This is a genomic window from Bacillus sp. OV166 (genome assembly GCF_900177675.1).
In the GTDB taxonomy this organism is placed as follows: Bacteria; Bacillota; Bacilli; order Bacillales; family Cytobacillaceae; genus Neobacillus.
The window spans coordinates 3,059,352-3,083,355 of the sequence record NZ_FXWM01000001.1; the positions used below are offsets into that span (position 1 = coordinate 3,059,352).

Annotated in this window: 19 protein-coding genes; 16 read left to right on the forward strand and 3 right to left on the reverse strand. The window is 39.4% G+C overall.

Annotation, left to right across the window (positions count from 1 at the left end; all coding sequences use genetic code 11):
- Positions 1-272: 272 nt before the first annotated feature.
- Together CCK98_RS14765 and CCK98_RS14770 are read right to left on the reverse strand one after the other, a co-directional pair.
- Positions 273-947, reverse strand: coding sequence for a DUF2642 domain-containing protein (locus tag CCK98_RS14765; protein ID WP_088087275.1), 675 nt, complete (start codon positions 945-947; stop codon positions 273-275).
- Between the two features lie 23 nt (positions 948-970).
- The gene (locus CCK98_RS14770) at positions 971-2,323 is read right to left on the reverse strand and encodes an arsenic transporter (RefSeq protein ID WP_088090414.1); all 1,353 of its coding nucleotides are present in this window, start codon (positions 2,321-2,323) and stop codon (positions 971-973) included.
- A gap of 447 nt (positions 2,324-2,770) precedes the next feature.
- Between CCK98_RS14770 and CCK98_RS14775 the strand changes: the two genes are divergently transcribed.
- From CCK98_RS14775 to CCK98_RS14805, 7 genes are all read left to right on the forward strand, one after another.
- Complete coding sequence (locus tag CCK98_RS14775) at positions 2,771-4,318, forward strand: spore germination protein (protein WP_088087276.1); 1,548 nt, start codon at positions 2,771-2,773, stop codon at positions 4,316-4,318.
- 4 nt (positions 4,319-4,322) lie between these two features.
- Positions 4,323-5,423, forward strand: a complete 1,101-nt coding sequence (locus tag CCK98_RS14780) for an endospore germination permease (RefSeq protein ID WP_088087277.1) — start codon at positions 4,323-4,325, stop codon at positions 5,421-5,423.
- Complete coding sequence (locus CCK98_RS14785; RefSeq protein ID WP_088087278.1) at positions 5,420-6,523, forward strand: Ger(x)C family spore germination protein; 1,104 nt, start codon at positions 5,420-5,422, stop codon at positions 6,521-6,523. Before CCK98_RS14780 ends, CCK98_RS14785 begins: the two co-directional genes overlap by 4 nt.
- Positions 6,524-7,032: 509 nt before the next feature.
- The gene (locus CCK98_RS14790; protein WP_088087279.1) at positions 7,033-8,115 is read left to right on the forward strand and encodes a nitric oxide synthase oxygenase; all 1,083 of its coding nucleotides are present in this window, start codon (positions 7,033-7,035) and stop codon (positions 8,113-8,115) included.
- A 286-nt stretch (positions 8,116-8,401) separates the two neighbouring features.
- Positions 8,402-8,680, forward strand: a complete 279-nt coding sequence (locus CCK98_RS14795; RefSeq protein ID WP_088087280.1) for a helix-turn-helix transcriptional regulator — start codon at positions 8,402-8,404, stop codon at positions 8,678-8,680.
- Positions 8,681-8,779: 99 nt separating this feature from the next.
- Positions 8,780-9,163, forward strand: a complete 384-nt coding sequence (locus CCK98_RS14800) for a VOC family protein (RefSeq protein WP_088087281.1) — start codon at positions 8,780-8,782, stop codon at positions 9,161-9,163.
- A gap of 439 nt (positions 9,164-9,602) precedes the next feature.
- Entirely contained in the window at positions 9,603-10,163 is a 561-nt protein-coding gene (locus CCK98_RS14805; protein WP_088087282.1) for a CBO0543 family protein, read from the forward strand.
- A 514-nt stretch (positions 10,164-10,677) separates the two neighbouring features.
- On the opposite strand, the gene CCK98_RS14810 is transcribed toward CCK98_RS14805, so the two are convergent.
- Entirely contained in the window at positions 10,678-12,213 is a 1,536-nt protein-coding gene (locus tag CCK98_RS14810) for a multicopper oxidase family protein (RefSeq protein ID WP_088090415.1), read from the reverse strand.
- Between the two features lie 586 nt (positions 12,214-12,799).
- Between CCK98_RS14810 and CCK98_RS14815 the strand changes: the two genes are divergently transcribed.
- From CCK98_RS14815 to kdpB, 9 genes are all read left to right on the forward strand, one after another.
- Entirely contained in the window at positions 12,800-13,993 is a 1,194-nt protein-coding gene (locus CCK98_RS14815) for an oxalate decarboxylase family bicupin (protein WP_088087283.1), read from the forward strand.
- A 45-nt stretch (positions 13,994-14,038) separates the two neighbouring features.
- A complete protein-coding gene (locus tag CCK98_RS14820; protein ID WP_088087284.1) occupies positions 14,039-14,302 on the forward strand; it encodes a hypothetical protein in 264 nt (87 codons plus the stop codon).
- A 549-nt stretch (positions 14,303-14,851) separates the two neighbouring features.
- A complete protein-coding gene (locus CCK98_RS14825) occupies positions 14,852-15,172 on the forward strand; it encodes a helix-turn-helix transcriptional regulator (RefSeq protein WP_088087285.1) in 321 nt (106 codons plus the stop codon).
- A gap of 173 nt (positions 15,173-15,345) precedes the next feature.
- Positions 15,346-17,832 (forward strand): heavy metal translocating P-type ATPase, encoded by a 2,487-nt coding sequence (locus tag CCK98_RS14830; protein WP_373408533.1) that lies wholly within the window; start codon positions 15,346-15,348, stop codon positions 17,830-17,832.
- Between the two features lie 263 nt (positions 17,833-18,095).
- Positions 18,096-18,323, forward strand: coding sequence for a hypothetical protein (locus CCK98_RS35375; RefSeq protein WP_088087286.1), 228 nt, complete (start codon positions 18,096-18,098; stop codon positions 18,321-18,323).
- 87 nt (positions 18,324-18,410) lie between these two features.
- On the forward strand, positions 18,411-19,655 hold the full coding sequence (locus CCK98_RS14840; protein WP_088087287.1) for a serine hydrolase: 1,245 nt from the start codon (positions 18,411-18,413) through the stop codon (positions 19,653-19,655).
- A 69-nt stretch (positions 19,656-19,724) separates the two neighbouring features.
- Positions 19,725-19,859: a cytochrome P450 gene (locus tag CCK98_RS35970; protein ID WP_218780161.1), complete on the forward strand. Its 135-nt coding sequence runs from the start codon at positions 19,725-19,727 to the stop codon at positions 19,857-19,859.
- A gap of 385 nt (positions 19,860-20,244) precedes the next feature.
- Positions 20,245-21,927: a potassium-transporting ATPase subunit KdpA gene (gene kdpA, locus CCK98_RS14850; RefSeq protein ID WP_088087289.1), complete on the forward strand. Its 1,683-nt coding sequence runs from the start codon at positions 20,245-20,247 to the stop codon at positions 21,925-21,927.
- 15 nt (positions 21,928-21,942) lie between these two features.
- Positions 21,943-24,000, forward strand: a complete 2,058-nt coding sequence (gene kdpB, locus CCK98_RS14855; protein ID WP_088087290.1) for a potassium-transporting ATPase subunit KdpB — start codon at positions 21,943-21,945, stop codon at positions 23,998-24,000.
- The last annotated feature ends 4 nt before the right edge of the window (positions 24,001-24,004 follow it).

A 24,004-nucleotide genomic window follows, 5' to 3' on the forward strand; every position in this document is an offset into this window, starting at 1 on the left:
AGCAAGATAGAACTACAATATTTTTTTACCTTAAACAAAATTAAACCAAACAACATATAATACAATATGTGGTACACCATAAAGAAGACCGTGACTTGAACGACACGGTCTAACAAACAACTTTAGAAGTGATTGAGTAATCCATCCTCGTCGGCAAACTCTGGTTGGATTATTTTTTTTGTTTCTTTTGTTTTCTCATGTGGACATCACCTACTTACTTATTTTTGGTTAAAGATGAGTTTATTAAGTTCCTTATCTATTACATAAAGTATCTACGGTAATTGTATTGTTTTGATATGCTCTAAATTGCGACAAACCGTTTCCCCTTCAGCTGTTATAAGAATCATTTTGTTATTACGAATCTTTTGAAGTAAGCCTATTTTTTCAGTGTTTTCTCCACCATCTATAATAACTAGTTGATTTTCTAATCTTTTCAACTGTTCATCAAAGGATCTGGCTAAAGGAGTGGGTATAGGCACAAGGGGTAGATTTTCCTTGTTTAAAGAATATGGTATTGTATTAGGGGGATACGGAATTAGCCATTTAACATGATTCATCGAAATAAACATTGTTTTGTACACAGGGGAGTGGAAGACAAAATAGTCGTTCATAATGCTAGTTATATAACCATGAATTGATTTATTCCCTGTGACGTAAACCTTGACAAACAAACCTTTAGCAATCGTTAATGATTTACGAAACGATATTACATCCGTTTCAATTGGTTTTTCTGAAGGAGGGTTATAAGAGGTATATTCTTCATCTAAAATGGTTTCTTTCAATCTTTGCACATGAACAAATGGAATATAGAGGTATGAATCGGTCCTGCCATCGTATAAAACAATGATGTCCAACCCAGCATCTGTTAGGATTCCCTTGTGAATAACGCCTCCTGAAATTTCAACCTCAATTTGAATTCCTATTGAATCTATAAAATCTATAAGCATCTTAATTCTCCTTTTTTCTCAAATTATCCTTGGAGTGCTCCACCGAAGAGCCAAGAAACCCAATAATATAAAACCACTAATGTGAATAATACAGTAGGCGGTATAACGACAGCTGTTACTTTTATATATTCCCACCAAGTGATTCTTACTTTTCCACGCTTTACAATGTGCATCCACATCAGCGTAGCCAACGTTCCCATAGGAAGTAGTAAGGAACCCATGTCGCTGCCAATGACGTTCGCCAGATAGGCGATTTTCAAGGAGAGTAGATCTAGATTCATATGCGTCAACGTGAGGGTTCCAACCATGAGTGCAGGGTGATTATTAAAAATATTTGAGAGTACTGATAGAAGTACACCCATCATCACACTTGCATTGAGCAGGCTTCCAGAAACCATTGGACGCATAAATTGGATCAACCAGTCTGTTAGTCCGATATTATTCAGACCGTAAATAATCACATACATACTAAAAGCGAACACGATAATATACCACGGCGTTTTTTTCAGCATATCAGTTGGAGGTATTTTTAAATAAGCCCATCTCCATCCTAAAAGGACCAGCGAGCCAATTACAGCCATAAGAGAGACTGGAATGGAAAGAAACGAAGCTACAAATAGACTGACACGGACTGCAAATACAAACAGGAGGACGTTTCGCATAAACCTTGAACGTTCCTTCTCTGTACCATGTTTCATAGGACTTGGCTTAAGTGGATGGTAAGAAGGGAGTGACCGCCCAGTAATCTTAGTAGGAACGGTTTTCGGTAAGACTTTTTTGAAGCGAAGGAACAAGAGCCAAGTCAGCAGTAGTAAACCAAGCGTGGCAGGAACAAACATCATCGCCGTATGCAAATACAAGCTCATATGCACGATTTTTAGAGCGATCAGATTGACTATGTTACTTACACCTATTGGAGCACTCGAAGCAGTCGCAATTAAGGCTCCAGACAGCAAATACGGAATTTTTTGATGGTTTTTTAAGCCCATGTTGTTTAATAACATGACTAGGATTGGAGTTGTGATTAAAATACTGCCGTCGTTATTAAAAAAGAGTGTCATGAGAAAACATAAAAGATTGACATACCAGAATAATCTGATGCCAGACCCATTTGCTTTTTCCGCAAGCTTCTCTGCCACCCAGTTAAAGAATCCAAAACTCTCTAAGACAATCGCCATTACAATCGTTGCCATAATAGTTATCGCAGCACCGCTTATCGTTTCTGCAATTATACCGAGGTCTGTTAGAGAAACACTTCCACTGAGTATGACAATAATCGCACCTATCGTGGCAGGTATAGCTTCATTAATGCCTCTAGGTCTCCAAAGAATCAATCCGAGGGTAACCAAAAAAGATAAAACGGTTATCCAAACCATTGGTTGCATTTTTTTCTCCTTCTTTCTAGCTAGTTTTTCATGATGGTTCCATGAGACGACCTAACCCCCTCAATAGTTAGTCCACTCTTGTCCCCCCCTTCCATCTATCCCTCTTGTGTTGTTGTACTGTATTTATATGTATCACGAATAGGACAGGCTTTGGGTATGTACCCGTTTTTCCAAAAAATCAACTAGAGTCTAAAAAACAACGATTCAAGTAATTACACATGTCAAGATAGAAGAACATAGCTAATTACAAGAATTAACCCTCTTTAATTGAAGTAGTTTATAATGGCAAAAATAAAAAGCGATGTCTAAAATAGTAAACTTGTCAACTGCTCACTGTTGTTCTTGAATGATGAATCAGGGGAAGGATTAGAATATTTTTCCTTAGACAATGCATACTATAAACATAATTTAAAGCAAATGCAGAAAGGGAAGGAGTTGATGTCTTATTTTCTGAAGTTTTTAAGAGGAAAGCGCTCTTCTCGGTTCCATCAAACAAGCAATAATTCTAATCTTCATAAAAAAAATATGGAAGATGATGTCCTGGACTCTGATTTATCCCAAAATACAGAGAATCTCCAACTGCTATTTTCTCAAGCACCGGATTTAGTGATTCGTCGCTTTCCCATCGCAGCGAGTAAAACGGAGGCCGCTTTGGTGTACTTGCCCGGATTGACGGATAAAGATGCGATCCAAAATTATGTTCTAAAGCCATTGATGCATAGCTCCTTCGATCCTAATAAGGAACTGCCAATCACAATAGGAAAGATCGATATGGTCTATACGTGGGGGCAGATCGAAAATGCGATTCTAGGAGGAGATAGCGTTTTATTGTTAAACGGGCAAATCACCGGGTATCAATTAGATACAAAAGGGTGGCCGCAAAGACAGCTTAATAATCCTCAAAATGAAATATCTCTAAAAGGTGCTCATCAAGGATTTGTGGAAACAGGGAGTCAAAATATCGCCCTAATTCGCAGGTATATTCCCCACCAGGAATTAATATTGAAAGAGATGACCGTCGGTATTCGAGGGAAAACAAAGGTTTCCCTTTTATATTTGAGAGATGTTGCTTCTGAAGACGTGCTAAGAGAACTGGAAACACGGATTCAAAATATTACAGTGGACGCTATCATTAATACTGGCGAACTTATCGAGTTCATTGAAGACAATCCTTATTCACCCTTTCCGCAAATTATGTTGACTGAAAGACCTGATACAGCTGCATCCCAAATTCTTCAGGGGAGATTTGTGATTATTATGGATCGTTCTCCGAGCGTATTGATTGCTCCGACAAACTTTATTTCCTTTTTTCAGGCTGTGGATGATTACGGTTCCCGTTGGTTAGTTTCTTCCTTTATCCGGGTAATGCGTTTTTTTGCCTTTATGATTGCCTTATTTTTGCCCGCCACTTATGTTGCGTTTATTTCCTATAATTTTGAAGTTATCCCGATGGAGCTTTTACTTTCGATTGCAGAATCAAGGATACAAGTTCCGTTCCCACCCGTGCTGGAAGCGGTGATTATGGAAATGATCCTGGAGTTGATGAGGGAAGCGGCACTAAGGCTGCCGACTCCAATCGGTCAGACCATTGGCATTGTGGGCGGCATTATCATTGGGCAGGCGGCTGTTCAGGTGGGAATTGTCAGCAACATAATGATTATTGTCGTTGCTGTTACAGCGATTGCTTCTTATAACATCCCTAATTATGATATGAGTTCGTCCATTAGACTATTAAGATTTCCTATGATGTTATCTGCTGCCATGTTTGGAATTGTAGGGATTGTGATCGGATGGATGACCATAGTTGGTCACCTGGCTAGTCTTGAATCATTAGGAACACCCTATGGAACTCCTCTAGCTCCTTTCCGATTCGCCGATATGAAGGATGCGTTTCTGCGCTTTCCTTTATGGGTAATGAAAAGTCGCCCTAAAGGCACAGGAGCTATTTCAACTATTCGACAAGGGCGAAATCGCACTAAAAGGTGAAACGATGAAAAAATATGCCAATAATGAAATCACTCTCATGCAGTATATTTTTTTGATAAATGGAACACAGGTCGGGACAGGCGTCCTATCTCTCCCGCGCATACTTGCGGAAAAAGCAGGAACCGACGGGTGGATCGCTATCCTGATTGGCTGGTTTCTCTCTGCCGCTGCCAGCATTATTTTGGTTAAAACGTGCGAAAAATATCCTGATGAAACCCTTATCGAAATTCTTATCCGTTTATTCGGAAAAATTGTGGGAAAAGCAGTCGTCATCGTTTACATGATGTACTTTGCTTTTTACTCATGGTCCATTTTTGTGAACGGCAGTCTATATATCAAGGCATGGTTCATGCCTAAAACCCCTAATTATATCATTTTACTGTTATTTTCGATTCCTACTTTTTTTGTAGCCCGTAACGGGGTTCGCGTTTTAGCAAGATACTCCGAGCTGTCTTTTTACATGGTCATTTGGCTTCCTTTGTTTTTCCTGATACCGCTAAGGGACGGAAATTGGCTGCACTTTCTTCCGGTACTTAAAGAAGGGTGGAGACCAGTATTATCCGCTGTGCCGACCACTGTTTTTTCCTTTTTGGGATTTGAAGTCGCTTTCTTCCTGTACCCCTTTTTGCAAAAAAAGCAGCATGCGGTTCTCGGAATCACGATTGCGAACACCTTAACGATGTTGTTTTATGTTTTAGTGACGATTGCCTGCTTTGCCTATTTTAGCCCCGATGGGATTATCGAATTTAATCAACCCGTCATGAATTTGCTTAAACTAATTGAATTTCGTTTTTTGGAGCGTTTTGACATGGTTTTATTGGCTGTTTATCTGATTGTTGTTTCCACAGCCTGGATATCTTGTGTATTCTTTACTGCCTTTTGTTCTAGTCAATTGCTGGGAAAACAGGATCACAGCCGGCACGTCATTATCTTATTATTGATCATTATTGGATTGGTCTTTTGGCGTGATCCTACTTGGAATGAATCGGAAAAGTGGCAGCAAATGGTTGCCAAAGGAGGGCTGCAATTGGCATACGTAGCTCCTCCATTTTTATGGATCTATAGCTGGATATATGAAAAGTTCCGTCGGAGGGTAAGCCATTGAAAAGGAAGATACTACTTTGCCTATCGCTCTTGGCTATGATGATGACCGGATGCGTGGACCAAATAAATATTGAAGATGTCACTCTGTCACTCATCCTAGGTTTAGATTTGGATGAGGAGGATCATTTAGTGGTGTTCATGTCAAGTCCGGTGTTTAATAAAGAAGCAGAGTTCAAAGAGGAGAAGGTCGAGGTGAAAGCTGTTACGATTCGAGATTCCAGGGAACTGTTTGATACGACGGTAATGGCTTTGACATCAGGAAGCAAAACGCAATTAATCTTAATCGGGAAAAAGCTGCTAAAACGAAAAAATTGGATTGATTATATCGATCCCTTTTACCGGGACCCCAAAAATACGGTAACCACAAGAGTCGTCGCCGTAGATGGGCCTGTTTCTGACGTCATTTTTTTTAGGCCAAAAGACAAGCCGCGTCTACCTTTGTATTTGGCAAATTTAGTGGATACGGCATACAGAAGAAATGTCACTGTAAAAACCACCATTCAAGAATTTCATGAGCAAAAGACGGAAAAAGGGATGACAGCAAGCATCACCGAAATGAAAAAAGACCACAAAATCATGTTGACCGGCACGGCTCTGCTGGATGAACAGAGCAGATATAAGTTAAGCATCAAACCGCATCAAAACAAATTATTACGCATCCTGCAGCATAAAACAAAAGGTGATTTCCCATTTACCATTTCAGTCCCTTTGGAATCGAATGGACAGGATAAACATTGGATCAGCTTTAGTACGCCGAACGTCAAGGTAAAAACAAAGGTAAGGTATGACGGTCATTTTATTTTTGACACAGACGTAAAAATGAGAATTGCCATTACAGAACGGCTTTTTCCATTCAATGTAAGGAAGGACACAGCGAAACTGCAAAAGAGTATAGAAACGAAACTGCAAGCCGATTTCGAGCGCTTAATAAAGAAAACGCAAACCGCCACCATTGACCCGTTTGGATTTGGGATTTATGCAAGAGCCTATACGTATCCCGAGTGGAAAAAAGTCCAAAATCAATGGGGGAAAGCCTTTTCGAAGGCTGATGTAAACGTCAAGGTACGTGTAACAATTGCCGGGATGGGAACGATTAAGTAACACGGGCCAATGATGTTCTACCATGAAAATAAGTTTCTTCAAGATAAGAAAAATGACAAAACTTAAAAAGACCTGCTCAATCGTTAAAAAAAAAGAGGAGAGCGATAATTAATAAGTCTATGGATTAGGGTTGACTGGATTAAGGTCAGTAACAGAATTGACACTACCTAACCATTTTCATTCTCTGTGGTGCAGCACTGATTTTGTGCTGCATAGATGGCTAACGGAGTGCTTTACTTGAATGAGTTAAAGAAATTAGAGAAAAAAGCATCAGATATGTAGGAGTAATGAATGTAATAAATTAATTTACTAACGTGAACAAGAGATGAAGAGCAAGCTGCCATTCTTGGTGGCTTTTTTCTTGTTGAACTAACTGTCAGGTTAGTTAAAAAAAGTGAATCTGGTTGGTGTTATATGGTAATGATGATTTTTACAAAAAAATAGGGTTTGTTATTATTCAACTCCACTATGATATTATTAGAACATAATTTATCATAGGAGGATTTATTTTGATTAACGATTTACTTAAGGAAGCAGAGGAATTTATTCGTTCTTGTTTTAGGGAATTAAATAAAACTGAACAGGAACTGGAAAATAGGTTGGATGAAATTAATCAACAGATACTAAGCCAAGGTTATTATGGACACACAGCCGTGGAACTAGAATATGGGGCAAAAGTGGCTTGGCGTAATAGTAATCGTTGTATAGGAAGATTATTTTGGGATCATTTAACCGTTATCGATAAGAGGAGCGTAAATACTGAAGAGGAAATTATTGAAGCTTTATTTGAGCACATCGAATATGCAACTAATAAGGGTCGTATACGCCCTACAATTACAATTTTTTCACAGAAAGCTCCTAATAAAACCGTACGTATATGGAATCACCAATTGGTTCGCTATGCAGGTTATAAAACTGAACAAGGTGTTTTAGGGGATCCACACTCCGTATCCTTTACAGAGACATGTATAAATCATCTAGGATGGGAACCGAAGTTTGGAAAATTTGATGTCTTGCCCTTAGTCATTCAAATTAATGAGAATCATCCAAAATTAGTCGAGATTCCAGAAATACTTCTTCTTGATGTTCCAATTCGTCATCCTCAATACAAATGGTTTGAAGATTTAAACTTGAAGTGGTATGCAGTACCAATTATTTCGGATATGATTCTTGAAATTGGAGGCATTACTTATTCGGCGGCTCCCTTTAATGGATGGTATATGGGCACGGAAATAGGAGCACGAAACTTAGCAGATGAATTGCGGTATAATATGCTTCCTCAAATTGGAAATTTAATGGAATTGGATACTAAAAGTAATATATCTTTATGGAAGGATAGGGCACTCTTAGAATTGAATACAGCAGTCTTACATTCTTTTAAGGAAGATGGGGTTAGTATAGTAGACCATCATACGGCTGCTCAACAGTTTAAAAAATTTGAAGAAAAAGAAATGGAGATTGGAAGATCAGTTTCAGGCGATTGGACTTGGCTCATTCCACCCTTAGCACCAGCTACAACACATATTTTTCACAAACCATATACTAATGAAATTATAAAGCCCAACTATTTTTATCAACCTAAACCATATTAATTTTTTAGTAAAGCCGATATTTATGTTAATAAAAGAGATTGTGAAGGATTGTACTTAAAGTAACGGGTGCAAGAGTTAAAGATCGGAGCTGTCATTTTGGCGGCTTTTCTTTTTGTGCTAACGGGTGCTTTAGTTGAATAGGAAAAGTGTTAAAAATTTATTTTTCTATAATGGATCAAACTACTATTATGTGACTTTAATGGTTGCATGATACGGTTCCTTTATCACGCAACCATTCAGTTGCTTATACTTGACAAGCAACCGTAGAGTTGCTTATACTCGATATATGAATTGGGACAGAGATGCTATATTCAAAGCACTTGGCGACTCGACTCGGCGACTAATATTAGACGAACTTTCCGAACGCAACGAGCAGACGATGTATGAACTTACGGTACGTCTCATTACGAAACACGACCTTTCTATTACGCGGCAGGCGATAGCTAAACATCTTTCTGTACTGGAAGATGCAGGGCTCGTAAAATCAAAACGAAAGGGAAAATATCGAGTAGTTATATTTAACAACGAACCACTTAAAAATTTGCTAAAAGGATGGATAGAGTAATTTATTTAAAAACTTCTGACGAATGTAGGGGTTTTTCTGCTTGGAGCCAGATTGTTTGCAGGCCACCAACGTGGTAAATATCAAAGGAGGCAAAACATTATGAAAATCATTGTTACCAGTATATTCGTACAAGACCAAGACAAGGCACTGGAATTTTACTCAGAAAAGCTGGGATTTGTAAAAAAGCATGACGTTCCCATGGGAAAATTTAGGTGGATTACGCTTGTTTCTCCCGATGCTCATGAAGGTACCGAGCTTTTACTCGAACCGAATGAGCATACTGCCGCAAAGGAGTATCAAAAGAAGATATTTGAAGAGGGCATCCCAGCAACAATGTTTGGCGTTGCAGATATTCATAAAGAGTACAAACGATTATTGGAAAACGGCGTGAAGTTTACTATGGAGCCGACAAAAATGGGCGAAGTCACAATTGCTGTCTTCGACGATACATGCGGCAACCTTATTCAGATATTGCAGCAGTAACTTTATGTAGAAATAGATGTAACCTAGACGGGGTTATATATGTTTAAGGTTTAAAGATAAATGACATTGTTCTCATTCTGCAATAGAAATGTGCCATTGTGAATAAGTTCACTTAAACTAATGGGTGCTTGTGTTTAAGAAATGATCGCTGCGGCGATCATTTTTTGTTATTGAGCTAACTGGCAGTTTAGTTGAAGTAGAGAAATGACTCATTTATGTCACTTTAGGCAAACGCGGCAGTTAAATAAAACATACACCGTTAAGGTTTAGACAAATTCCAGTAAGGAAGTTGTTGTTAACTAATTCAGATGGATAGCGATCTAAATAAATTTAGACAACAAATGGGAAAACAAATCAGTCCAACAAACTAGTCGGTTATAGTATTGTTTGGGAAGCGTGTGGATAGGATAAAAATGTAAATATAGCTAGGGAGAAAGAAATGAAAACTTTAGAGAATCCTCAAACGATTAGAGTAACTGAAGAGTTTTATAAAAAATTATCAGATGCACATTATGAATTTTTAGACTATTGGCTTAACCACATTTTATTTCACTGGGATTTTTTCTTATCTTTATTTTTAACATTTTTACCATGGGTTTTATGGTTAATATTTAGAAAAAAGGAAAGCACCAGCCGTTTATTATTTGTTGGTTTTTTTGTATTAATGATAACTTCGTGGCTTGATTTTTTGGGATCTATGTATGGATTCTGGCTATATTCAGGTAAAGCTGTACCAACTATGCCTTGTTATATTCCTTGGGATACTTCTATTCTTCCTGTTTTTGCAATGTTCCTTATCCAGTATAAACCTAACACATCTCCTGTTCTTAAGGCATTAATCTTTGCAGGAGTTAGTGCTTTCATAGGAGAACCTTTATTTTTATGGTTAGGGTTTTATGTTCTGATAAAGTGGAGTCTCTTTTATTCATTTCCGATATATTGTTTAATTTACCTTGTTTGTCACAAGTTGAGTAGAGTAAATAAATTTGCTGAGATTTAGTTTTCTATTAACCACACAAACAGGTACTTGAGTTGAAGATTTAGCTGCCAGTCTTGGTGGCTTTTTCTTATTGCACTAACGGATCAGGATAGTTGAAGAAGGAAAGTTTATTTATTCGTTGAATTTTGTAGTAAAACTTATTTGAAAGGATATTATTTATGGCAAACTTGCAGGCTTAAGGCTTTCACTTGATTTTGCTAAATAAGCTTTTAATTGATCCGTAGTGATCATATCAAGTTGAGGGACCAACTAATTGGGAAAAACAACAATCTCCTGTCTCACCGTAAGAAAAACAATTAAACTACATCAAATTTGTTTTTCTTAAAGATACGGCTGCCAAGTCAGGCTGCTATTTTTATTGAACTAAAGGATCAGGTTAGATTATTAAAGTAAAAAACATTGGGTGTTAAATCCCAATGTTCTTTGTAGATTAATTTTGTACTTCCGGAAAATCTAAGGCATTATTTTAAATTAAATAAAGGTGTTTAAGCAATTCAATTTGACAGAACACAGTCTATTTATCGATAACTATAAACGGTCTCATCATCTCATAATCCTCGTGCTCCAAGATATGACAGTGCCATACATACAATCCGGTAAAAGGACCAAACTTCATGATAATTCTAGCAATCTGGTTAGGATTTACTCGAACGGTATCCTTCCATCCTCGTTCGTATGGTTCCGGAGGAATCGCCGGACCCGTATAATGGATCATTTTCTCCTTGTTAAACTTTTCTACATCGAAATTTCTCCTATCTAAGATTTGAAAATCAATTAAGTGAAGATGAATAGGGTGTGTATCCGTAGTTAAGTTAATGAGATACCATATTTCAGTTGATCCTAATTTTGGATTTTCAGTGATGGGGGCATCCCACTGTTTATTATCCAATAACATAAATTCACGACCGTACTTATCCATATTATCATTTAATGTTAGGTATCGTATCTTGGAAGCTGACTGTTCATTTATTTTGGGAACAGGCATTATATAAGCCGGAATAGCACTCGTATCCACACTAGACAATGGATGAGTTACTCTAAACTGCATCACTGTGCCTGTATTTTCATCAACTGGATCTCCGGTTGGAAATGGAGCAGGCGCATCGTTTGTCATGATAATATTCTTACCCTCAAGATTGGTAAAATCAATGATCACCTCTGCTCGTTCTGCAGGTGCTAACATAATTTCTTTTACACCTATCGGGTGCTGTAAAAATCCTCCATCCGTTGCAATTTGATACATAAGTTGTCCTGAGCCAAGTTTAATTCTAAAGAAACGAGTGTTGGATGCGTTTAGCAACCTAAATCGATATTTACATGGTTCGACTTCTAAATAGGGATGTACTTTGCCATTCACTAAAATCGTTTTTCCCACGAATTCAGGAATGATTGACGTTTCTAATTCCGGGATTGGTTTATCTGGCTGCTTTGGGTAATAAAGGGATCCATCTTTATTAAATGTCTTGTCTTGTATCATAATAGGGATTTCGTATTTCCCACTTGGTAAATTCAAGATGCGTTCCCGTTGATCTCTGATTAAATAGAATCCCGCCAATCCAGCATAAACATTAAGCCTAGTGATACCTAGGGCATGGTCATGATACCAAAGTGTGGAATCATGCCCGCAATTATCATATCGATAGATTTGCTTCCTAAAATATCGACCGACTTGTTTGAATCCTTTTGTAAACCAAGCCTCTGGATAGCCATCGCTTTCCCATTCAACACAAGCTCCGTGTACATGTACCACCGTCCGTACTTCCGGTACGTCCATATGGGCACCATGCACCGTATGATCTACAGGAAACAGGTGCTTATCAGGAAGATTGTTGATCCATTTGATAAATACAATTTTACCTTTTTCTACTTCTATGGTAGGACCTGGATAGCTGCCTTCATAGCCCCATACCGTTGTATCATTTAACTCACTATGGAGAGATTGTTTAAATTCCGTCATATTCACTTCATAATACGTATATAACTGATCTGTCCATCGAGGTTTTAAAACAGGTGGGATTGGAAGTTCGTCTACAAATTTAGTGAGAATTATTTTTGGCGGATTTGCTTCCTTACTACCACAATGGTTATTTGGTGTGCATTTACATTGATCTCCACATTTACAATTTGGATTTTTGCAGTACGGGTTGGTACTGTGTTTGGATAAGTTGTGCAAGTTATGAGAAATGCCATCATTAATATTCATTAAGATTCCCCCATTTTCTCATTTTTTCAATTCCCGTCATGCGAACCTTTGCCCTTCCAATTTTAGAAAATCTATAATGCTTTTGCATTTCCATCAGAAATAACATTCATACTTAATACTCCTTGTTTTCTTGAACTATTATTAAGTTATGCATGTTGGGCTTAGGAGGTATCAAAAAAGAGTTCACTGTGAAAAAATTTTAGTATTGTATATCTCCAAAACAACCGAAGGTCGGTGACCAGTTTTTCCAAGTTATATTAAGACCAAATGAAAAAAGGTCAACTAGTTAAAGAGGGGGACTGCAAGCGGTAATCTCTTTTCTTGTTGTGCTAACAAAGTAGGTTGGTTGAAATAGGCACATATTCGTTGCCCAACTCATAAGAATACGATAAAAGATTTTTCCTGAACTATCCCATAAATGAGGTGCATTTTGATGGACAACCGAACAATTAATCAAGTGAACGGAAAAGTGCCACAACCTATCCGTAGTGATGGAGCTGGCACGATAGACTCCGGACCTCGGAATATCCTGAGGGATCTTCAAAATCCGAATATGCTCGTCCCACCTATTACAGATGCAGGATTAGTTCCTAACTTGAAATTCTCATTCTCAGACACTTCTATGACATTAAATCACGGGGGATGGTCACGGGAGATCACCGCCAGGGAACTTCCGATAGCGACTACTCTTGCTGGAGTAAATATGAGCTTAACGGCCGGCGGAGTTCGTGAACTCCATTGGCATAAACAGGCAGAATGGTCTTATATGCTGTTGGGACGGGCACGTATAACCTCGGTTGACCAACAAGGACGAAATTTTATTGCCGACGTGGGTCCTGGTGACCTTTGGTACTTCCCCCCAGGTATCCCACATTCGATTCAAGGGTTGGAACATTGCGAATTTCTGCTCGTCTTCGATGACGGAAACTTTTCCGATCTTTCCACCTTATCCATCTCCGACTGGTTTGCTCATACTCCAAAAGATGTTCTGTCGGCAAATTTTGGAGTACCAGAGAGTGCGTTTAACTCCATTCCGTCTGAACAGGTATATATCTATCAGGGGGAGGTACCAGGTTCACTGGAAAGTCAAGAAGTCCAGTCACCCTACGGAGAAGTCCCTTTAACCTTTAAGCACGAGCTGTTGAAACAAACACCAATCAAAACGCCTGGTGGTAGTGTACGAATTGTGGATTCTTCCAACTTTCCAATTTCAAAAACAATCGCAGCAGCACTTGTTGAGATTGAACCGGGTGCAATGAGAGAACTTCATTGGCATCCCAATAACGACGAGTGGCAGTATTACCTTACCGGACAAGGGCGAATGACTGTGTTTGCTGGAAACGGTGCAGCACGTACATTTGATTATAGGGCTGGTGATGTCGGATATGTACCCTTTGCAACTGGACACTATATTCAAAACACCGGTACAGAAACATTATGGTTTTTAGAGATGTTCAAAAGCGACCGCTTTGAAGATGTGTCGCTGAACCAATGGATGGCACTGACTTCTAAAGAATTAGTTCAAAGCAACTTAAAGGTTGGATCAGAATTGCTCGATTCTCTACGCAAGGAGAAATGGCCAGTTGTGAAATATCCCGGGTTTTCCTACTACCCAAAAAACAGGTAAATAAGAGTAGATTTGTTTATCCATATAGTTGTGGAGGTGATTACTATGTACAAGACAATTTACGACCACTCAGCTGAGATTACACAAGCTGTTATAAAAGCAAGAGGGGAAGCAATTAATGGCGAAAAAGAATTGATAGAAACTTACCTAAGTGATGAAGCTGTTACCAACTTATATAAAAAAACATTTAGAGTTCTATCTGACCAATTAATTTTCTACGAGGTTGTCGTGGGGAAGAATTATTTCCTCCAACCATCGAACTATTGTCAACCAGGGGTAGTTTATCGAAATTCCTTGGATGCTTTTTAAAATTAGTTGGAAAGTGTGAAAAAATTCTTTTAAAAAGTTTGTTCTTAAGAAGTCCTATGAGAATTATCTTGAAGGACCTTTCTTTATTATGTTTTTGTGAAACTTTGAACTTATACTAACGGGTGCATTTCTTCAAGAAGGAGAACTGCTCCTTTTTGTTGAAGTAAAAGTGCAGTGAGTTGTACAAGTAATTTGAAGATAAATGGGGGGTTAAACATTGAAATTCCTCACTAGCAGTATATACAGCGAGGTAAATAGTTACTTTTCTTTATCTCATAAGCATTCAAAAAATTTTATAAAAAGGGTACATATTAATAGCACTCACAATTTTGTGAGTGCTTTTTTGCTTGTTATTATTTTGGCACCGGAGTAGGAGTAGTTCCCAAATTTTTTATTTCACATCACCACTGACATCTACTGCTACTGTAACTGAACAAAAACAATTATTCCAATTTTCACTTAATATTCGACACACATATTAGTGGTTGCTAATATGATAATGTTAGAACATATTAGTGCTATCTAATATGACTGGAGGTAAAGTTACCGATGGCAAAAACAGATGTTGATTTGAAGGTAAAGTTTCTAAGGGGATTTTCAGATAAAACAAGGATTCAAATTCTTGAATCAATTAAAGAACAAGAAAAAACTGTTTCAGAAATTGTAGAGGACCTCAATGGCAAGCAATCAAATATATCTCAACATCTAGCTTGTTTAAAAGGATGTGGGCTTATTGTTGGCAGACAAGACGGAAAATACATTAAATATAGCTTACGAAATCAACAAGTAAGAGAGTTGCTAAAAATGTTCCACACAGTGTTCGAAGAAGTGCAAACTGATATAGCTTGTTGTGAGAATCATATCGATTAAGGTGGTGAAGTACTTTGGCTGATAAATGTTGCAGTTCTAAAGAAATACAGAAAAATGAAATAGATGAAAATAAAAGTTGTTGCAACGATAACTTAAAAGCATTAGAAAATGTTGTGGAAGTAAAGACTTCTTGCTGTAGCAGTGAATCTCTTGCTTTAGAAAAACCTAATGAGATAAAAAGTTCTTGCTGTAGCAGTGAATCTCTTGCTTTAGAAAAACCTAATGAGGCAAAAAGCTCTTGCTGTAGCAGTGATTCAATTGCCTTAGAAAAACCTAACGGTCCAAAAAGCTTTTGTTGTAGCAACATGGTTGAAGAACTATCAAAAGACATTCCTCTTTCGCCAGCTACTTCTGAAGAAAAAGTTGTATATCGTGTACACGGAATGGATTGTCCAGCTTGTGGTCTCACAATAGAAAAAGGGTTAAGTGCTTTAAAAGGGATTAGAGATGTAACAGTGAACTACAGCACAGCAAAACTACAGGTGGTTGGAGATATCGGTTCTTTTGATCAAATTGAAAATCAAATTAAAAAACTTGGTTATACGATCGAATCACTTGAACGGAACAAAAATATGATGACGTACACTATCGAAGGAATGGATTGTGGTAGTTGTGCAAAAAGTATCGAAAACCATTTGAATACTTTACCTTCAGTAAGAAAAGTAAGTGTGAATTTTTCTACTGGAAAAATGAAGGTTGATCACGACAATAGCGTTGAAGATATCATTTCAGAAGTAGCTAAAATCGGTTATAAAGCGTCCTTGCTTACGAAGAGTAGCAAAGCTCCCGAAGCTCCTAAAAATTTCGAAGGAAATGGTTTAATCATCTTTTCTGGGGTATTAATAGCTCTAGGGTTTATTGGGTCATACAATGGTATCTCAACATTAATGAGCAATATTTTGTACGCGATAGTAATCGTATTAACTGGATATAAGCCTGTGAAGAGTGCTTACTATGCTTTAAAAAGCCGTTCACTTGATATGAATGTATTAATGTCAGCTGCGGCAATTGGTGCTGCATTAATTGGTGAATGGTTAGAAGGAGCAACCGTTGTATGGTTATTTTCTTTGGGAATTGTTCTACAGAATCGATCAATCGAGAAGACAAGAAATTCTATTCGAAATTTAATGAATTTAGCTCCACCAGAAGCGTGGGTGTTAATTGGCACTGAATTGGTTAAAAAGCCAGTTGAAGAGATTTCAATTGGTCAGATAATCATTGTTAAACCAGGCGATAAAATTCCATTAGACGGAGAAATTGTTCAAGGTGTATCCAGCGTAAACCAAGCTCCTATCACAGGAGAGTCAATACCAGTTGATAAGGCAATTGGTGATACAGTTTATGCCGGTACGATAAATGAGAGTGGCTCTCTTGAAATTAAAGTAACTAAGTTAGTTGAAGATACTACTATATCAAAGATTATTCACTTGGTAGAAGAGGCTCAAGAACAAAAAGCACCTACTCAGGCATTTGTCGATAAATTTGCAAGTATCTATACACCTATTGTTTTCGTATTAGCAATAGCTATTATGGTGATACCTCCCCTTCTTGGATTAGGTACTTGGGGAGAATTGTTTTATAAGGCACTGGAACTATTAGTAATTGCTTGTCCTTGTGCTCTGGTTATTTCGACACCTGTAACGATTGTATCTGCAATCGGCAATGCAGCGAAAAATGGTGTTCTAATTAAAGGTGGATCATTCTTAGAAATCGCAGGATCTATAAATGCCATTGCTTTTGACAAAACAGGTACATTAACTAAAGGAAAGCCTACGGTTTCTGAAATAAAGGCTCTAGGCACTTCAGAAGACGAGTTATTATCCCTTGCTTTGACATTAGAGGATTATTCAACTCATCCAATAGCTAAAACAATTGTAAACTATGCAAAAGAAAAGGGCATACAATCAAAGAATGGCCAGTTGTTTAAAAGTATAGTTGGTAAAGGGGTTCAGGCTACTATTGGTGGAGTCATTCATTATGCAGGAAATCTTAAACTGTTTGAAGAAATGAATGTTTCATTAGGCAATATAAAAACCATAGCAGAAGAGTTTCAAAGAAAAGGAAAAACGGTAGTTATTATTGGTAGTGAACAAAAGTTATTGGGTATAATTGCTGTCTCTGATACTTTACGTAAGACAACGGTTAATGCCTTAAATGCTTTAAAACAAGTTGGCATTAATCAAACCATAATGTTGACTGGAGATAATGAAGGAACAGCTAAAGTGATTGCCTCTGAAACACCAATTGACCGTTATTTTGCTGAATTAATGCCAGAAGATAAAGTAAATTCTATTAAAAAATTAAAAAATGAAGGTTATAAAGTAGCAATGGTTGGTGACGGCATAAATGATGCGCCAGCACTTGCAACGTCTGATTTGGGGATTGCTATGGGTGGTGCCGGAACAGACACAGCAATGGAAACAGCTGATATTGTTTTAATGGCAGACAATCTCGAAAAGCTACCCCATACAATCAATCTAAGTAAAAAAGCATTAAAAATAATTAAACAAAATATTTGGTTTTCATTAATTGTAAAGTTTATTGCCCTAGCTTTAATTTTCCCTGGATGGCTAACATTATGGATAGCAGTGCTAAGTGATACTGGTGCTGCCATAATTGTAATTTTAAATGCTCTACGCCTATTGAAAATTAAAGGTTAAAAACGATTTATATATCCCAAGGTTAATCTAGTTTTGGTGTATTTACGTATTCCATATTCGGTGCGATGATTTAACAAGGCATCGCCCTTTTCTGGTTTGATACACAAAGCAGATTGTGAAGAATTGTACTTAAAGTAGCGGGTGCGATTGTTCAATAATAGCAGTCGCTTTCCTTGTTCCGCTAACGTGGCAGGATAGTTGAAGAAGGAATATGTATTTACTTCTAGAATATACATAATTAGGGAATGTGAAGGTGGGAGCTTATGGATAAGGGCAGTATTTTCGCCCTGCTCGGCTCCAATGGGGCGGGCAAGACAACGGTTGTCAAAGAAGATTACTTACGGAATAATGGTGACTTTGAATTTGATGAAACCGAGAATAAACGTCCGATGAACATATGGCTCTATGCTAAGTGCAGGAAATATCTCGATTCTGATCACCCAGAACAGGAAGTGAGTCATCTTTTGATTGCCAATATTCGGTCTCTTTGATGCATCGAACACGCTTTCAAGCATTGATAACAAAAGAGAATTTGTAGAACAATAGGGCTGATAAAAAAGTAAAGAGAGGGAGACCAAATGAAAAAGATTACAACGGGACAAAGCAACAGCGGATTCTCCGAAACAGGGCTGCGCAGAATGCGCAACGTGCTGGCAAGGTATGTCGATTCCGGGAAGATTCCTGGGCTCGTTGCTCTGGTCAGCCGACACGGTGAGACACACGTCGAAGCCATCGGCACGATGCGCCATGACGGTGGCGCGCCGATGCGCCGGGACACGATCTTCCGGATGGCCTCGACTTCCAAGCCGGTTGCGATCGCGGCGGCGATGATCCTGCTCGACGAGTGCAGGCTGCGGCTGGATGACCTGGTAGAGCAGTGGCTGCCGGAACTCGCCGACCGGCGGGTGCTGAAGCGGATCGACGGCCCGCTGGACGATACCGTGCCGGCGCGGCGGCCGGTCACCGTACGGGACCTGCTGTCCTCCACGTTCGGGCTCGGCATGGATATGACGTCGCTGGGCACTCCGATCATGAACGCGATCTTCGAGCAGGGGCTCACGCCCAATCTACCGGAGCCGGTGCCCGAGCCGGATGAGTGGATGCGCCGCCTTGGCACGCTTCCGCTGATGTACCAGCCCGGAGAGCGCTGGCAGTACCACATCAGCAACGATCTACTCGGCGTGCTCGTCGCCAGGGTCACGGGCCAGTCGTTCGAGACGTTCCTGCGCGAACGCATCTTCAACCCCCTGGGCATGAAGGACACCGGTTTCCACGTGCCCGCCGACAAGATCGACCGGCTGCCAACCCTCTACGCCCCCGACCCGCAGACCGGAGAGTTCATCGTGTGGGACGAGGCCAAGGGGGGACGCTACAGCCAGCCTCCGGCGTTCCAGGGCGGCGGCGGCGGACTGGTCTCCACCGTCGACGACTACCACGCCTACTTCCGGATGCTGCTGAATCACGGGATGCACGGGACCGAACGGATCCTGTCCCAGCCCGCTGTCCAGCTGATGACCACCAACCGCCTCACGCCCGAGCAACAAGCCGCCCGAAACGCCATGGCCAGCAACAACGTCCATGTGTCATTCGGCCAAGGGCAACACGGCGGCTGGGGCTTCGGGATGGCGGTGCGCACCTACCGTGGTGACTACGCGTCCATCGGCCAGTTCGGCTGGGACGGCGGAAGCGGCACCGCGACGTACGCCGACCCGGACAAACAGCTCACCGGAATCCTGCTCACCCAGGTCGGGGCGTCCACTCCGGATTCATCGTGGCTTATCCACGACTTCTGGACCACGGTCTACCAGGCAATCGAAGACTAACACCGAGCCCGCCCCTGGTACGCCCGCCCTCAACCCACGACACCCAACGGTCAGCCCCCTGGCGGCCGATTGGAAGCAAAAGTTGCCTTTGGTACTTTGCTTAGCCGCTTCCCAGATTTAAAATTGGCGATTGATCCAGTTGAGTTAATTTATAACAATAATGGAGTGGTACGTTCCATTGCTAGTATCCCAATGATTTTCTAACCTTCGGTGGTACCAATTTCATAAACTGAACACATACCGTTTTTTGTGGTGGCTATATAGGTGTTAAACCAGTAGAGAATAATCTACTGGTTTTTTTCTTTCATAATAGGTTGCTTGAAGAAAAAATTGTGTGTACTTATTAATTTTATTATCAAGTCTTAACAGAATCTTTACACCATCCTCCAGTATCTGAACACTATCTTTATTCCAAATTCAATAAAATCATTACAAGAAGATAAATTGATTAATTTTCCGACGATTTCGTGAAGTTGGAAAAATTGAAAAGGAGAGTTGTAAAGGTGAATGCTGTTTTACTTTTCGCTGGAATTGTTGGTATGTCGTTATTTGTTTACTTGTTGTACATCTTATTTAAGGGTGAAAATCTATGACCAATATTATTTTACAAGATACTTTTTTTATTACTGTTTTAGTCGGATTATCAATTCCAATAGGTGTTTATATTTATAAGGTGATGACTGGTCAAAAAGTATTTTTGACCAAAATTTTATCGCCAGTAGAGAATTGTGTTTATAAAATCATCGGTAATTGGAATGTAGAAGGCATGGGAGCAAAACAATATTTAGTTTCTGTTATGACCTTTAGCACAATAGGGCTACTCTTTCTTTGGGGATTACAAATGATTCAAGGTTTCCTTCCTATAAATCCTGAAGGGATGAAGGGGACTAGTTGGCATCTAGCGTTCAATACAGCAGCAAGTTTTGTTTCTAACACGAATTGGCAAGCCTATTCTGGCGAGAGCACTCTATCATATTTGACCCAGTCTATTGGACTGACAGTTCAAAATTTTGTTTCAGCGGCAACAGGTATCGCTGTTCTATTCGCACTGATTCGAGGTTTCATTCTCAAAAAAGAACAAAAGATAGGTAACTACTGGGTAGATATCACGAGAATAACACTTTATGTTTTGATTCCTCTGTCGCTAGTTGTGGCACTACTTATTGCTTCACAAGGTGTGGTGCAAACGTTTGCCCATTATAAAGTTGTTTCGATGTTGGAGAATGGGGTAAATCAAATTATTCCATTAGGACCTGCCGCAAGTCAGATTGCAATAAAACAACTTGGTACAAACGGTGGTGGATTTTTTGGAATGAACTCAGCTTTTCCATTGGAAAATCCAACATCGTTCTCCGACTTTATACAAGTGCTATCTATACTAATTATCCCTGCTGCACTTTGTGTTTCATTTGGGAAAGCAGTAAATGATAGCAAACAAGGTAAATCACTATACATTACCATGCTGATTCTATTTGTGGTATCAATCGTAGCTGTAACCATCAGTGAGCAATTTGCTGCACCAGTTTTTCATGGAGTAGTAACTTCAGGAAGTATAGAAGGAAAAGAAGTCATTCATGGTGTAGGTGCTTCAGCCTTATGGGGTACAGCAACAACTGCAGCTTCAAATGGCTCCGTGAATGCCATGCATGACAGTTTTACTCCACTCGCTGGCATGGTCCTCATGTTCCTTATGCAATTGGGGGAAATAATCTTTGGTGGTGTAGGAAGCGGGCTTTACGGAATGTTGGCTTTCGTAATGTTGACTGTCTTCATCGCAGGATTGATGGTTGGGCGAACCCCTGAATATTTAGGTAAGAAAATTGAACCGTTTGATATGAAGATGGTTTGTTTAATTGTTCTTGCACCACCGCTCTTAACACTATTAAGTACAGCACTTGCAGTTTCTATGCCAGCTGCTTCGTCATGGCTTAACAATTCAGGAGCACACGGATTTTCAGAAATCCTTTATAATTTTTCTTCAATGGCTAATAACAATGGAAGTGCATTTGGTGGATTCACATCCAATACAGTTTTCACAAACATTATTGGTGGAATTGTGATGTTATTGGTTCGCTTTATTCCAATTGGAGCTATTCTTTATCTGGCAGAAAATCTTGCTCGGAAGAAAACAACTGCTGCAAGTGAAGGAACTTTATCAACTAGTAATACCATGTTTGTTGGATTATTAGTCTCAGTCATTCTTTTAATTGGAGCCCTCAGTTTCTTACCTGTTTTAGCCTTGGGCCCGATTGCAGATTATTTTACACATTAATCTGAGGTGAAAACGATGAATGGAAAGCATAATAACAAGAGTATTTTAAATGACGCATTTCGTCAGTCTTTGGTAAAACTATCACCTCGTGTACAGTTAAAAAACCCTGTCATGTTGGTGGTATATATTGGAGCAATCTTTACAACATTTCTATACATTCTTTCTTTCATGGGGATCAAAGATGAGAATTCATGGTACACCTTAGCCATTGCTCTCATTTTATGGTTTACAGTTTTATTTGCTAATTTTGCAGAGTCGATTGCAGAAGGACGTGGCCGTGCGCAAGCAGATAGTCTACGCAGTGCAAAAAAGGATGTAAAAGCAAAGAAGTTAAAATCAGCAACTAATATCGATGAGTACACTGAAGTATTATCCAACACATTGAAAAAAGGTGATCTTGTATTTGTCAGTGCTGGTAATCAGATCCCAATGGATGGTGAGGTAATTGATGGGGCAGCATCTGTTGATGAGAGTGCGATCACTGGCGAGTCTGCGCCTGTCATTCGTGAATCTGGTGGGGACAGAAGTGCTGTTACAGGAGGTACAACAGTCGTTTCAGATTGGTTGATTATTCAAGTAACAGCAGAGGCAGGTGAAAGCTTTCTTGATAAAATGATAGCTATGGTGGAAGGTGCATCTAGAAAGAAAACGCCAAATGAAGTTGCACTCCAAATTCTTTTGGTTACATTGACGATTATTTTTCTTGTTGTAACAGCTACACTACTCCCATTTTCGAACTTTGTAAGTAAGTTAGCAGGTTCGGGTACTGCGATTTCAATTACAAATGTTATTGCTCTGTTAGTGTGTCTTGCACCTACAACAATCGGCGCCTTACTTTCATCAATAGGTATTGCAGGCATGAGCCGACTCAATCAAGCGAATGTTTTAGCAATGAGTGGTCGTGCTATTGAAGCTGCAGGTGATGTGGATATCCTATTATTAGATAAAACAGGGACAATTACACTAGGAAATCGTCAAGCAAGCGAGTTTATTCCAGTTTGCAATGTTGAAGAAAGAGAATTAGCTGATGCAGCTCAACTCTCTTCCTTAGCAGATGAGACAGCTGAAGGCAGAAGTATCGTTATTCTTGCAAAAGAAAAGTTTGATATTCGTGGTCGAGATCTTAGTCAATTAAATGCAAACTTCATTGAATTCTCAGCAAGAACTAGAATGAGTGGTGTTGATTTTGGGGGAAATGGAATCCGAAAAGGGGCTGTTGACGCAATTAAAAACTATGTTCTACAAAAGGGTGGGGAATACCCATCTGAATGTGACCAAATTGTCAAACGAGTTGCAGGAGCTGGAGGTACACCGTTGGTTGTTGCACATAACACAAAAGTGTTGGGTGTTATTTACTTAAAAGACATTGTTAAAAACGGTGTTAAGGAACGTTTTGGTGACTTGCGTAAAATGGGTATCAAAACCATCATGATTACAGGTGATAACCCGATGACAGCTGCAGCGATTGCAGCAGAAGCAGGTGTAGACGATTTCTTGGCAGAAGCAACACCTGAAGCCAAATTAGCACTGATTAGAGATTACCAAGCAAAGGGACATTTAGTAGCAATGACGGGTGATGGAACGAATGATGCACCTGCATTGGCGCAAGCAGACGTTGCAGTGGCAATGAATACTGGTACACAAGCAGCGAAAGAAGCAGGAAATATGGTTGACTTAGATTCTGGTCCTACGAAGTTGATTGACATAGTTAGAATTGGAAAACAGCTTTTAATGACAAGGGGCGCTTTAACCACATTTAGTGTGGCAAATGATGTGGCAAAATATTTTGCCATTATCCCAGTTCTGTTTTTTGGTATATTTCCACAGTTAACAACGCTAAATATTTTAGGATTCACAAGTACAACGAGCGCGATATTGTCAGCGATCATTTACAATGCGTTAATCATTGTCTTTTTAATCCCATTAGCATTAAAAGGTGTTAAATATCGTGAATTGCCAGCTGGAAAGCTACTAAAAAGAAATATTTTGATTTATGGTCTGGGTGGAGTAATTGCACCTTTCTTGGCAATCAAAATGATAGATATGATTCTGACCGTAAGCGGTCTTGTGTGAGGTG

What these genes read in the sequence shown, in the direction of transcription:
- CCK98_RS14770 (WP_088090414.1), bottom strand. Translation starts at nt 2,323, where the DNA reads ATGGTTTGGATAACCGTTTTATCTTTTTTGGTTACCCTCGGATTGATT.
- CCK98_RS14765 (WP_088087275.1), bottom strand. Translation starts at nt 947, where the DNA reads ATGCTTATAGATTTTATAGATTCAATAGGAATTCAAATTGAGGTTGAA.
- kdpA (WP_088087289.1), top strand. Translation starts at nt 20,245, where the DNA reads ATGACCAATATTATTTTACAAGATACTTTTTTTATTACTGTTTTAGTC.
- CCK98_RS14775 (WP_088087276.1), top strand. Translation starts at nt 2,771, where the DNA reads ATGTCTTATTTTCTGAAGTTTTTAAGAGGAAAGCGCTCTTCTCGGTTC.
- CCK98_RS14800 (WP_088087281.1), top strand. Translation starts at nt 8,780, where the DNA reads ATGAAAATCATTGTTACCAGTATATTCGTACAAGACCAAGACAAGGCA.
- kdpB (WP_088087290.1), top strand. Translation starts at nt 21,943, where the DNA reads ATGAATGGAAAGCATAATAACAAGAGTATTTTAAATGACGCATTTCGT.
- CCK98_RS14815 (WP_088087283.1), top strand. Translation starts at nt 12,800, where the DNA reads ATGGACAACCGAACAATTAATCAAGTGAACGGAAAAGTGCCACAACCT.
- CCK98_RS35375 (WP_088087286.1), top strand. Translation starts at nt 18,096, where the DNA reads ATGGATAAGGGCAGTATTTTCGCCCTGCTCGGCTCCAATGGGGCGGGC.
- CCK98_RS14795 (WP_088087280.1), top strand. Translation starts at nt 8,402, where the DNA reads ATGAATTGGGACAGAGATGCTATATTCAAAGCACTTGGCGACTCGACT.
- CCK98_RS14840 (WP_088087287.1), top strand. Translation starts at nt 18,411, where the DNA reads ATGAAAAAGATTACAACGGGACAAAGCAACAGCGGATTCTCCGAAACA.
- CCK98_RS14825 (WP_088087285.1), top strand. Translation starts at nt 14,852, where the DNA reads ATGGCAAAAACAGATGTTGATTTGAAGGTAAAGTTTCTAAGGGGATTT.
- CCK98_RS14780 (WP_088087277.1), top strand. Translation starts at nt 4,323, where the DNA reads ATGAAAAAATATGCCAATAATGAAATCACTCTCATGCAGTATATTTTT.
- CCK98_RS14820 (WP_088087284.1), top strand. Translation starts at nt 14,039, where the DNA reads ATGTACAAGACAATTTACGACCACTCAGCTGAGATTACACAAGCTGTT.
- CCK98_RS14805 (WP_088087282.1), top strand. Translation starts at nt 9,603, where the DNA reads ATGAAAACTTTAGAGAATCCTCAAACGATTAGAGTAACTGAAGAGTTT.